This window comes from Chitinophaga sp. H8 (assembly GCF_040567655.1).
GTDB lineage: Bacteria > Bacteroidota > Bacteroidia > Chitinophagales > Chitinophagaceae > Chitinophaga > Chitinophaga defluvii.
The window spans coordinates 1392646-1405236 of sequence record NZ_JBEXAC010000002.1 but is presented as its reverse complement, the minus strand read 5'-3'; the positions used below and the strand labels follow the sequence as shown (position 1 = coordinate 1405236).

Sequence of the window (12591 nt, the reverse complement as noted above, 5' to 3'; positions counted from 1 at the left end):
GTTTTAAATGAGCAGTTAGCGCCTCAATAATCCATCGCTTTCAAACTCAGGTCCAGGCTTACTGCATGATGTATAATTGCCCCTACGGAAATGTAATCAACACCCGTTTGGGCATAATCCTGCAGCGTAGCCAACGTAATACCTCCGGAGGCTTCCGTTTCATACTTTCCGTTAATCAGGGCCAGCGCATCCGCGAGCTGTGCCGGAGTAAAATTGTCCAACATGATACGGTGCACCTGGCCTACCGCCAGCACTTCCTTAACATCTTCCAGATTGCGGGTTTCTACCTCAATCTTTAGATGCAGCCCTCGCTGCTTCAGATAATCCACTGTTTTATTCACCGCAGCAGTAATGCCTCCGGCAAAGTCAATATGATTATCTTTCAGCATGATCATATCATACAATCCCATACGGTGATTTACACCACCGCCTATACGTACCGCCTCTTTCTCCAGCATACGGAAATTAGGCGTTGTTTTACGTGTATCCAGTACTTTGGTATGATACCCTTCCAGTGCTTGCACATATTGGTGGGTAAGGGTAGCAATACCGCTCATCCGCTGCATACAGTTCAGTACCAACCGCTCTGCCATCAGGAGGGTATGTACGGCCGCCTGTACTTCAAATGCCACTTCCCCGGCTTTCATTGCATCACCATCTTTTTTCAGCGGTTTAAAAACGGTAAACATGTCCAGCCACTTAAAAATGGCTTCCGCTACTTCCATACCCGCCAGAATACCATCTTCCTTTATCTTTAATTGCGCGCTTCCTTTGGCAGTAGGGGAGATACAAGCCAGCGTGGAATGGTCCCCATTCCCAATGTCTTCTGCCAGAGCAGTACGGATAAAATCATTCAGCGCTTTTTCATCTAACATACCGGATCATTTTTTAGGTTGCCATCCCACAGCGTATTCTAAAATAAGTTTCGCTTGTCCTGAACAGCAGGTTATCAATCAATTCCACAATATCCACCCTTCTTCCAATGCAATATTCGCCAAAAATAAAAAGTGCCCCGCATATATTTGCGGAGCACCTCAGGGTTTTTTCAATTAATGAGGTAAATATGTTAACCACTACTTGCTTTCAAAACGTAATTCATTCAATACCATAGACCCGCCTTTTTTCTGCAGAAAGAAGGAAGTCCGGTAATTACCACCCGAAGTGGCCATATTTCCAATACCAAAGCGGGAACCACCGCCACCTTCACCATTATGGATCATCTCAAAGGATTTCACCTGGTTTTTAGAAAAGAAGTCTTTTAAAATTATTTCAGCCTGGGCCTTGCTGTAAGAGTTGGATTTGCCCCCTATATTTATTTCTACAGTATTATCAAGGTACCGGGACAATCCGCTTACATCTCCTTGCTTTATTGCACTTATCACATCCTCAAAGGGGCCCGCAGCTACCGGTTTAAAAGGACCTGCTGATAATGTAAATGCGGTAAAAATGCCTCCCAACAACAACACTCCAAGCACATATATTAGCTTTTTCATTGCCAGTTTTTTATTTAAAATGCGTTTTTCATTAACTGAAAGGGGTGCTAAAACTATGCCAAAATCATTTAGCAGCGCGAAAATCACACTATTGTTGTAGCACTGAAGCGCTAATTTATACAATTATATTAATATATAATATTGCATTAAAATAGCATACTATTAACAATTGTTTACAAAACCTGATACAGCACATGTTTCAGCTTATCTTATTTTTGCTGAAAAATTTACCGGGTACGATGTACCTTGTGGATCGCTTTGATGAGCTATGAGCTATGAGCTATGAGCTATGAGCTATGAGCTATGAGCTATGAGCTATGAGCTATGAAAAGTGAGAAGTGGGTAATAATAAATAAAAAGTCTTCAGCAACTATAAGCAGCTAGTAGCTCATAGCTGGTAGCTAGTAGCTTAATTTAAACGTACATAGATATGGAAAAGAAAAGAGCCATTCTGGTTATTATGGATGGATGGGGACAAGGACAGGTTCCTGCAGCTGATGCCATTGCGCAGGCAAAAACCCCTTTTGTTAGCAGCTTGTATAATCAATACCCCCACAGCACCCTGGTTACCTGCGGCGAAGCAGTAGGCCTGCCGGACGGACAAATGGGCAACTCCGAAGTAGGACACTTAAATATTGGCGCCGGCAGAATTGTATACCAGGAATTACAGCGTATTAACGTTGCTGTACGCACGGGAGAACTGGCGCAAAATAAAGTACTGACAGATACACTTGCTTACGCAAAAACAAATAATAAATCCCTCCACTTAATGGGACTGCTCAGCGATGGGGGCGTACACTCTCACATCGAACACCTGAAAGCACTCACGCAGATCGCCAAAGAGTATGGCCTTGAAAAAGTGTTTATTCATGCCTTCACAGACGGACGGGATACCGACCCCAAAGGAGGGCTTGGCTACCTGACAGATCTTTCCCAACACCTGGAAAAAACAACCGGCAAAATCGCTACCGTGGTAGGCCGCTACTATGCAATGGACCGCGATAAACGCTGGGAAAGGGTGAAGCTCGCGTATGATGCCATGGTGCATGGTACCGGTACGCCTACCCAGGATCTGCTCATGGCTGTAAAAGCCAGCTATGCAGAGGGTGTAACGGATGAATTTATCAAACCGGTAATCGTAGTAAATGATCAGCAACAACCTATCACCACTATTCAGGAAGGGGATGCTGTACTGTGCTTTAATTTCCGTACCGACCGCTGCCGCGAAATAACACAGGTGCTTACCCAGGAGGATATGCCGGATTTCCAGATGAAAAAGCTCCCGCTGTACTACACTACCATTACCGAGTATGATAAAAGCTTCAAAGGGGTACACGTGATTTTCGAAAATGATAACCTTAACATGACCTTAGGGGAAGCATTGGAAAAACACAACCGTACCCAGATCCGTATCGCTGAAACGGAAAAGTACCCGCACGTATCCTTTTTCTTCTCCGGCGGACGGGAAGTGCCATTCACCGGCGAAAGCAGGATCATGGTACCTTCTCCCAAAGTGGCTACCTACGACCTGCAACCGGAAATGAGCGCGAACGAAATTACCGATGCCATTGTACCGGAAATAGAGAAAAAGTCGGCCGATTTTATTTGCCTCAACTTCGCCAATGCAGACATGGTAGGTCATACCGGTATCTTTGCAGCTGCTGTAAAGGCTGTGGAAACGGTAGACCAATGCGTATCTCGCGTGGTGACCGCTGCGCTGAAAAATGATTATACCGTATTCCTCACTGCCGACCATGGCAATGCAGACTACATGATCAATGCGGATGGTACCCCCAATACAGCACATACCCTAAATCTCGTGCCGCTGTTCATCATCAACAACGAATTTAAAGGCACCGTAAAGGATGGTAAACTGGGAGACCTGGCACCTACTATTCTTCACTTTATGGGCTTACCGGTACCTCCTGAAATGACAGGTAACCTGCTCGTATAATATCCTGATTGTTTTCCGGTAAACAGGGTAGCACATTTACCCCCTGATTACCGAATCAACTATATAAAAACTTCAGGCCGGCTAAAAACAAAATATCCCTGCGGGATATCCTTTTTAGCCGGCCTTTCCTGTATAGCGGCCACCAATACCTGCCTACCGGCTCCTGCCCTGTAACTTTCCTACCAGTACGCCGTTCTATTAAAAAACCCTCCTCATGAAATCTTTCTACCTTTTTTGTGCTGCTATAGCAGCATCCTTGTTATTACTTGCCGGCTGCCAAAAACCTGATACCTGTACCCAGGTGTCAAAGTACACCATCTATACGCCAGTCTTTATGGACATTGCCGACCTGAGAAAAGCAGTAAAAAGTGAGGCCCCGCACACTATTCAGCAGCCCGGAAAGATTTACCTGCTTGGTCACTACATCTTCCTGAATGAACTGAACAAAGGCATTCATATTATTGACAACAGCAGCCCCGCTGCGCCCAAAATCATTGCATTCGTTAATATCCCCGGAAATGTAGATATGGCGGTGAGAGGCAATATCCTTTATGCTGATAGCTACCGTGACCTGGTTACACTGGATATCAGCAACCCCGCAGCTATCAAAGAAGTGAAACGCCTGGAAGATGTCTTCACTAACCGCCAACAACTATTTTTCACTGCGGCTGCCGATCCCAATAAGATAGTGGTAGATTATGAATTAAGGGATACAACCATGACCAGCAATTGCCAGACAATTGAAATGATTGTGATGGACAATGCAGTGGCATACCAAAGTACCAAAGCTCCTTCCAGTGCCAGTATGGCGCTGGGAAAAGGTGGCTCTATGGCCAGATTTGCACTGCTGGGCCAGTACCTCTATACGGTAGATATCACCTCCCTCTCAGCTTTTGATATCCAACAGCCATTAACGCCCGTAAAAAAGAGCAAAACAGAAATCACCGGAGGAATCATGGGTGGCGGTATGATAGAAACCATTTTCCCCTATCGCACCAATCTCTTCGTAGGAGGCCAGCGTGGTATGTACATTTTCGATGCCTCCACCCCCGAAAGCCCTGCAATGAAAGGACGTTTCGAGCATGCCCAAAAGTGTGATCCTGTAGTGGTGGAAAATGATCTCGCCTATATTACCCTCCGGGCAGGGAATACCTGCTCTCCCAACCAGGAAAGTTCACTGATGGTACTGGATGTAAAAGATATTATGGCGCCTAAACTGATCAAAAGCTACCCCATGACCAGCCCTTATGGCCTTGGGATTGACAACGGTAATCTCTTTGTATGTGAAGGGGCCACCGGTATCCGGTTCATGAATGCAGACGATCCCGCAGCTATTACCCAGCTTGCCCAAGAAAAGGGACTGGATGCGTTTGATGTGATCCCGCATAACAAAATACTCCTGGTTACGGCAAAGGATGGTTTGTACCAGTATGATTACAGCAACATGCTGCAGCCTAAACTGCTCAGTAAAATAAATATTACGGTAAAACAATAACCTCACGGGGTAATAAGCAGTCCCAGCTATTTTTTATAAGAAAGTAACTATTTAAAGGGATTGTACGTTTAACGTTTTTAGTGCTCTCGACAGATTTGCTCATGCACGATGCGCCGTTTTCACGGCGCATTTACTTTTTCCTGCTTTATCAGGCTTTCTTATGGCATATTACCACTCATTCCAGTGGCATACTGCCAACTTTTCTTCCTAATTTTACAAAATGAAGCGAGCGTGCATAGTTATCATGATAATGGCGCTGATAGGCTGCCTGGGCTGTAATACAGAAAATGAAAATCATTCACAAAATACACCTGCCAGATTCAGAGACCTGAAAGGCTTTTTTTCAGCCGAAATAATACGCCTGCAGCAAAGCGGCCTCCAGCTGCATAAAACAGCACGGCTAGGCTCCGAAGAAGATAGTATGATCATCCTTAAACAGGATAGTGCTACCCTGCAGGACCTCCTGAAACCATTTATAGATGCAGATATCAATAAACCTTCTTTATGGGATGCCTATGATACCGTACACCTCACCGATCAGTTCAAAGGCAGCCAATCCGTAGTGTATACTGCAAAAGACCCGCAGGTAAATCCCCGGCAGATTATGCTCGACCTTGATAAAACAGGACAAATACAAACAGTAAATATTCACTCCTATTCCCGCAACCTGATATATGAATCCAGGCAGGACCTGTTTTATCAGTATAATAAAACCATCAATATCACCACCTTTCAGAAAATTGCTTTCCTGGCTCCCAAAGAAATGGATGTAAAAGTAAGACTGGAACCTAAAAACCCCTTGTGATTATGACAAATGTGGAGTTTCAACAAATATCACATACCATTCCCTGGCAGGCAGGTATCTACAAATATTATTCAGCAGGTGGCGAGCTATTGTATGTGGGCAAAGCCAAAAGCCTGCGTAAAAGGGTAAGCTCCTATTTTGTAAAAAACCATGATAATTATAAAACCCGTAAACTGGTAGAAAATATCCATCATATAGAGTTCACTATTGTAGACTCTGAACAGGATGCCTTTTTACTGGAAAACTCGCTGATAAAACAATTTCGCCCTAAATACAATATCGATCTGAAGGATGATAAAACTTATCCTTTTATCGTGATCAAACACGAGGATTTCCCCCGGGTATTCCTTACCCGCAACCTGATCAGGGACGGCTCTGAATATCTCGGCCCTTTTACATCAGTAGGCAGGGTAAGAGAACTGCTGGAAATTATTAAGTATAATATCCCGTTACGTACCTGCAACCTCAAATTAACGCCTCAGAACATCCAGAAAGGCAAGTTCAAGGTATGCCTGGAATATCACCTCGGCAATTGTAAAGGTCCCTGCGAAGGACTGCAAACAGAAGAAGATTACCGGGAAGGATTACTGCAGGTAAAAAACATATTGAAAGGCAACCTGTCTCCCGTGCTCAATATGTACCGGGAACAGATGCAGGAACATGCAGCCAACATGGAGTTTGAAAAAGCAGAAATACTCCGCCAGAAAATGGAAAGCCTCCATACCTATAAAGCCAAATCTACCATCGTCAATACAAACGTTGGTAATGTGGATGTGTTTTCCATTCTGAGCGATGGCAACCAGGCCTATGTAAACTATCTCCGGGTATTCAATGGCACCATTACAGATACCAAAACAGTTACTGTAGAGAAGAAGCTGGAAGAAGATGATGATGAAGTATTGTCTTATGCTATTGCTTATTTGCGGGAGGCATTCCAGAGCCTTACCCATGAAATCATCGTTCCCTTTGCCCTGGAATATCCGGAAAGCAGTGTCACGATAACGGTGCCTAAAGCAGGGGATAAGAAAAAGTTGCTGGACCTGTCGGAAAAGAACGTGAATTATTTCCGGGAAGAACTCCATCGTAAAAAAATACTGCACCTGGAAGGCAAGAGTGATATGGAAAGGAAAAAGGTATTGTACCAGCTGCAGGCCGACCTGGAATTACCCGCTTTACCAGAGCATATTGAATGTTTTGATAACTCTAACTTCCAGGGTAGCTATCCGGTAGCTGCCTGTGTGGTATTTAAAGATGGCCTTCCCTCCAAAAAAGATTACCGCCATTTTAACATCAAAACTGTAGAAGGGATCAACGACTTTGCCTCTATGAAGGAAATCGTTTACCGCCGTTATAACCGCCTGCTCGCAGAGCAGCAGCCATTACCCCAACTGGTCATCATCGATGGTGGTAAAGGCCAGCTGAGCTCCGCGATGGAAAGCATTGAGGCGCTGAATCTCATTGGCAGCATGACGGTAGTGGGGTTAGCCAAAAATGAAGAAGAATTATTCTTCCCAGGTTCCAGCGAAAGCCTTCGCCTTTCCTATGATAGCGAAAGCCTGAAACTGATCCGCCGGGTAAGGGACGAGGTACACCGTTTTGGTATTACTTTTCACCGGCAAAAACGCAGCAAAGGCACCTTTAAAAATGAACTGGAAAACATCAAGGGGATAGGAGAAAATACAGCTACCCAACTGCTCAAAACCTTTCGCTCCGTAAATAAAGTAAAACAACTCTCAGAAGAAGAACTTGCCAAAGAAGTGGGCAACGCAAAAGCCAAACTGATATGGGCCTATTTCCATAATAGCTAATCCTGTTACGCACCCATTATTGATACTATCTGCCTATGATTGCTAACTCTGCAGTCATACCGGCCAATGCCTGACTGGCCTGCAACAAATGACGTTGTTCATGTGCAATCAGAAAACGGAAAGTATCTCCTGCAGAAAGTTTTATCCAGCGGGATATGGAAATGGGGACCTTCACAGTCTGGATATTCACTTTTTTCGCACGTTGCAGTAAAGCATCAATAGCTTGCTGTTGCTGTAAAAAAGTCCTGATCACCAGATCACTGTCCAGCTTAACAGGAGGTTGATGATCCTTGGGGGATTTCATCCGGGAACGTAGCTGCCCATTCTCCCTGGGTTGCATCAGGTTTGTAAAATAATTCCCTATCCAGCTGCCTTTAAAGTCCTTTGCAGGTGAGCTGTGTAATTGTTCCGCTTTTTGCAAAGCTTTTTCCAGTACAGGTATATAATAGCGGCCATAACTGTTTAAATGTTCCAGGCATTGGGCTACACTCCACTTGCCATAAGCTGGTGATGCCAGTAAAATAGGGGCAGGTAAATGGCTGAACTCCTGGGTTACAGTAGCCTGAAAGGCTTTTACCTGTTGCTGTAGTGTTTGCAGTAATACTTCACTGTTAATGGATGACATATCGTTATTTTTAACACAAAACTACCATGACCCTGTTTACAAAATCTTGGTGCAGATCAACATTTTTCTATTTCCGGTAGTTACCGGCTGTTGGAAATCCGGCATCTGCCCGCTGATGCATACAGCTGCCCCCTGATTGTACTACGCTCTCCCTCTTTGAACCACCTTTTCCAGGTAGTATTGTCACAACCTGATCGTACTCAATAACTTACTGAAAGTAGCGGGATCAATGCCCAGATAGGAAGCAAGATATTTATGCGGAATCAGTTGTAATACCTGCGGACTGCGGGTAAGCAATACCCGGAACTTTTGTGCAGCAGTAAAAGTGAGTATTTCAATATGTCTTTCCAATACTCCCGCCAATGCTTGTGCAGTAGCCAGCCTCACCCATCGTTCTATAAGCGGATATTCCAGGGAAAGCTGGTTAAAGTCGGTATAAGACATCCGCAAAAAGCGGCTGCTGGTGAGTGTTTCCAGGTAATACCGGGAGGGTTGCTGCAACTGAAAAGAATCTACAATACCGGAAAAAGAACCGGTATAAGAAAATACCAGTGTAGCATCCTTTTCTCCTTCCAGATAAAAAGCCCGCTGCACACCTTCCAGTACAAAGTATACATATCGTTCTATTTCTCCTGCGGCGGTCATCACTTCTTTACGCTTATACTGCACCGGATGCCAGCAGGCAGCCAGGGCCTCCCATTCCGCCGGGGGTAAGGGGAGGGTATGAAAGATGGCCTTTTGTAATAATGCTTTTTCCAAGCGTAGTCACTTTCAGGTAAAATACAATAAATACAGCATTTCCCCTACGTAACTCCTGCAACAACAGGATCACACTGCCCCTGGCATCCGCCAATAATGCCAATTCCCCCACAAAACAAATACAACAAAACACAATCAGCTAACAGCTAATAGCTAAAAAAAACGGCCGTTTCAATTGAATGAAACAGCCGCTGCGTATCTTTAAGTTGACAATTATACTAATAAGCCCAGAGATCCTGTTCTTTGTTAAAGATCCTGTCTTTCACGGCCTGTCCTTCCAGCAGACGCATTACACCATCCTTGATGTAGTCTTTGATCTCCCGGTTATAGGTATTGTTTTCCTTGATAACATAGCTGGAGAAAAAGCGCATTTCAAACAAGTCTTCCCAACTGATAGTGGCCGCATCATTATTCTGGTTATACACATCGTATTTAGCCAGGATAGGGCGCATATCCGGATAGTACACCCAGAAGAGCGGGATAGAAGCACGTACGCTGCCATCTTCATTCATGCGGGATACCATTGGTGCAATCCCCAGGATACGTACTTTCAGCGCAGAAGCTTCTTTGTCAAATACCCATACTTCTTTCACTTTGTACTGTTTAATAGTACGCGGATCAAAATCATCGCGGGTAGTTACCATTTTCTCTTCGCCGGTTACCGGATCAATACTCTTTACAGTTCTTTCTTCTCCACTGATTTTGCCCTGAATTTCTTCATAAGGCATTACGGTGGTAAAGCGGTCATCTATAGGGCTGAAAGCCTCTACTTCTTTATTTTTGATGGCGTTGAGTAATATGTTTATAAACAGTTGGTTTACGCCAGACTCGTCCTCTACGTTGTACTGGAAAGGAAGGTTGATCTTTTCCCGTACATCAATTACCTGCCAGATTCTTTTTTCCCAGAACTTGTCGTCCTCACGGATATAGTCATAGGCAAGCGGCACACGTTCTTTAGAGAGGTTCCTTTCTGTTACCCCATCCACCCGTAATGATTTACGGGGTGTATCGGATACAGGCGCACCTACACCATCCTGACGCAGGGAGGTACCGGCAGGCTGCTGTTCTACTACAGGCGTCGACACGGCGTTGCCCGTTGCAGGGTTTACGACCGGTGCATTAGGATCTGCTGCCGGTGCATTACCTTCTGTAGTAGTACGGCGGCGGGTGCTTCCACCACGGCGCTGTGCATCTGCTGCTTCTGTTGCCAGTAATACCAGCAATAAAGCTCCCCAACCAATTCTGTTAAACATTACTGCACGCATAATTCAGTAATTTATGACCGTTAATTTAATTTAAACGAAATATTACCCATACCTCTTACAATACCATCCGGCCCCTTCACTTTCACGTTATCGAAATATACCTGATCACCTGCACGTAACGCACGAATAGACTGGGTAACTTCCGGTGAGCTCGGGAAATACGCTGAATTAGCAGTTCCTTCTGCATAGGTACGACCTTTCCCGTCAATGCCTATCAGGTAACTTACCACTTCAAACTTCACGCCCTCAAATTCAAAGTTCTCCAGGTCAGCACGTAAACCACCCTGTACTTTAAAGTCAGCAGCTTTCATCACCCCACTCTTATTAACCCCTACTTTCAGTACCGGATCCGGCACCATTTTTATCCGGAATTCCTTTGTGCCCATAGGCTTGGTTTTACCATCTACTGTTGCAGACACACTGATAGTGGCTTTACCAGGATTAGAGGCAGTTACAATATAGTTGCCCGGTGATTTCTTGGTGATACTACCATTACTGATAGTAGCAGATACGTTTTCGGCCGGCACACCTGCTGCTGATATGGATATTGGATTAGGTACCCCAATATACAATACATTCATTTTATCAGCAGAAATAGAAGTCGTAGAAGTACCTACGTTATAAGTTTCTGTAAAGGGATATAATTCGGACTCGCCATTCGGCTTTTTCATGGTAATTGTACCAGATATTGTTTTTTCACCCAAACCGGATACTGGTACAGAATAAGTACCAATACCATCTGCAGCTGTCACGGTTTGACCATTCACTACAATGGCCGGATTAGCAGTACTGCTGTAAGCGCCAATTGTGATCTGTGCAGTCAGTGTTTGTCCTTCCATCAGATTCTTTGAATTCAAAGAAACAAACGGACGTAATTTGTCAAACTTGTAGTCATTGGCATCAATCTGACGAAACAGATCATCTACGATCAATGACTCGGAGTTTTTGATATCATTCTGAAACTTACCGAGGATTGTTACTGCTGCAATAGTAGGTACCATGTTGAAATGATACGTAGTCCAGGTCTTCTTCACATTACCATGATCTCCGGATGATTTACCGATCTGGATCTTCAGTGGTAATGTTTTCTCAAACTGGGCTTTCTTAGCAGGTTCTACATAAGTCAGCAGTTTATTCCTTAAGTCAATCAGCTTTTGCTCCATTTCAGGACCATGTTTCTGATTTTCCATCACTCTGGTAGCAGCATCCAGGTTATCTTTTCCTTTCAGCTCTCCTTTTTCATCCCTACCACCGCTTTCACGGATGATATCCTCTTTCAGCCCTTCAATATAGGCGAAGGCTTCGGCAGATATTTTTTTCACCTCCTGCGCCTTATTTTTTAATGGGCCCACCTTTTGCGCATCATTCGCCATTTGTTTTTCGAATTGATCGTAGGTGAGATTGTTCTTATCTGTCAAAGAGTTATTGGACGTATTGATGGAATTATTAACAATGTTAAATGCGTTGAGTATTTCGGCAGAGACATTCAACGCCAGCATGGCCGTCAAGACCAGGTACATGATGTTGATCATCTTCTGCCTAGGATCTTTAGGTAGTGCCATAGTTTTTTTTCAGATTTGATGAAAATGCTTGTTGTGTCAATTTAAAACTATTGCATTACTTATCGTGTCCCGTGCATGGCACTCAGCATATTGCCATAAACAGTGTTCAGATTGCTCAGGTTTTTTGCCAGCAAAGTAATCTGCTCCTGTGTTTTCTTGGCATCTTCCACACTGCCGCTCATCGCCTGGGAAGTATTCAACAGATTGCTGTAGAAACTGTTCATTGCTTTCAGGTGATTGTTCGTATCCTGTAATTCCAATTCATAGATCGCATTCAGGGAAGCCAGATTTTTGGTCATGCCCTGCATTTGCTCATGAAAGTTTTTAGTTGATTCTGAAGCGCTGTTAAAGGAAGATACTGCTGATGCAGCGGCAGTGTAAGCATTGGCTACATTACCAATTGCACTGGCAGCTTCTCTTGTCTTTTGTGTATAATCGCCGGTAGCAGCTACCACATCACTGATATCTCTCATTTTATCTACGGTAGTACCCAGTTTTTGAAAGTTTTCACTCAGGCGCTGCAAATTAGCGGGGGTGATGTCTGCTTCCTGCAGCATCTTATCCATGCCTGCCAATGCGGGGCTACCTGCTACTGCTACTCCTGCAGGATGCTCCGGAGTAGAATCCGGTACAAAGGCATACACAAAAAAGATCAATGCTTCTACACTCAGACCAAAGATCAGGGCCACGTCTGCATAAGGCCAGTGCTGCAGTTTAAATAACGCTCCGATAATTACAACAGATGCTGCAATACATACAAAAAAGTTGAGCCATCTCGCTTTGTTAGGATTCATAGCCATAGGTTAAAATTTAAGCTTGTTTAAA

General features: G+C 44.3%; 11 protein-coding genes. 4 read left to right on the top strand and 7 right to left on the bottom strand.

The window, feature by feature from the left end; all coding sequences use genetic code 11:
• Window positions 1-23: 23 nt before the first annotated feature.
• Together nadC and ABR189_RS19610 are read right to left on the bottom strand one after the other, a co-directional pair.
• The gene (gene nadC, locus ABR189_RS19615) at window positions 24-875 is read right to left on the bottom strand and encodes a carboxylating nicotinate-nucleotide diphosphorylase (RefSeq protein ID WP_354662170.1); all 852 of its coding nucleotides are present in this window, start codon (window positions 873-875) and stop codon (window positions 24-26) included.
• A gap of 198 nt (window positions 876-1073) precedes the next feature.
• Window positions 1074-1493: a DUF4783 domain-containing protein gene (locus tag ABR189_RS19610; RefSeq protein ID WP_354662169.1), complete on the bottom strand. Its 420-nt coding sequence runs from the start codon at window positions 1491-1493 to the stop codon at window positions 1074-1076.
• A 430-nt stretch (window positions 1494-1923) separates the two neighbouring features.
• Here ABR189_RS19610 and gpmI point away from each other — a divergent pair, with 430 nt between their 5' ends.
• The 4 genes from gpmI to uvrC all read left to right on the top strand — a co-directional run bounded on the left by gpmI (window position 1924) and on the right by uvrC (window position 7555).
• Window positions 1924-3447, top strand: a complete 1524-nt coding sequence (gpmI, locus tag ABR189_RS19605) for a 2,3-bisphosphoglycerate-independent phosphoglycerate mutase (RefSeq protein WP_354662168.1) — start codon at window positions 1924-1926, stop codon at window positions 3445-3447.
• A gap of 214 nt (window positions 3448-3661) precedes the next feature.
• Complete coding sequence (locus tag ABR189_RS19600) at window positions 3662-4942, top strand: LVIVD repeat-containing protein (protein ID WP_354662167.1); 1281 nt, start codon at window positions 3662-3664, stop codon at window positions 4940-4942.
• Window positions 4943-5162: 220 nt separating this feature from the next.
• The gene (locus ABR189_RS19595) at window positions 5163-5747 is read left to right on the top strand and encodes a hypothetical protein (protein ID WP_354662166.1); all 585 of its coding nucleotides are present in this window, start codon (window positions 5163-5165) and stop codon (window positions 5745-5747) included.
• Window positions 5748-5749: 2 nt separating this feature from the next.
• The gene (uvrC, locus tag ABR189_RS19590) at window positions 5750-7555 is read left to right on the top strand and encodes an excinuclease ABC subunit UvrC (RefSeq protein WP_354662165.1); all 1806 of its coding nucleotides are present in this window, start codon (window positions 5750-5752) and stop codon (window positions 7553-7555) included.
• A 25-nt stretch (window positions 7556-7580) separates the two neighbouring features.
• Here the strand turns inward: uvrC and ABR189_RS19585 are convergent, their stop codons facing one another.
• The 5 genes from ABR189_RS19585 to porL form a co-directional block, all read right to left on the bottom strand.
• Complete coding sequence (locus ABR189_RS19585) at window positions 7581-8180, bottom strand: DinB family protein (RefSeq protein ID WP_354662164.1); 600 nt, start codon at window positions 8178-8180, stop codon at window positions 7581-7583.
• Window positions 8181-8363: 183 nt separating this feature from the next.
• A complete protein-coding gene (locus ABR189_RS19580; protein ID WP_354662163.1) occupies window positions 8364-8939 on the bottom strand; it encodes a Crp/Fnr family transcriptional regulator in 576 nt (191 codons plus the stop codon).
• 218 nt (window positions 8940-9157) lie between these two features.
• On the bottom strand, window positions 9158-10204 hold the full coding sequence (porN, locus tag ABR189_RS19575; RefSeq protein ID WP_354662162.1) for a type IX secretion system ring subunit PorN/GldN: 1047 nt from the start codon (window positions 10202-10204) through the stop codon (window positions 9158-9160).
• Between the two features lie 20 nt (window positions 10205-10224).
• Window positions 10225-11766 carry a type IX secretion system motor protein PorM/GldM gene (gene porM / locus ABR189_RS19570; RefSeq protein WP_354662161.1) on the bottom strand — a complete coding sequence of 514 codons (1542 nt, stop codon included), beginning with the start codon at window positions 11764-11766 and terminating at the stop codon, window positions 10225-10227.
• A 59-nt stretch (window positions 11767-11825) separates the two neighbouring features.
• Window positions 11826-12566, bottom strand: a complete 741-nt coding sequence (gene porL / locus ABR189_RS19565; protein ID WP_354662160.1) for a type IX secretion system motor protein PorL/GldL — start codon at window positions 12564-12566, stop codon at window positions 11826-11828.
• Between the last annotated feature and the right edge of the window lie 25 nt (window positions 12567-12591).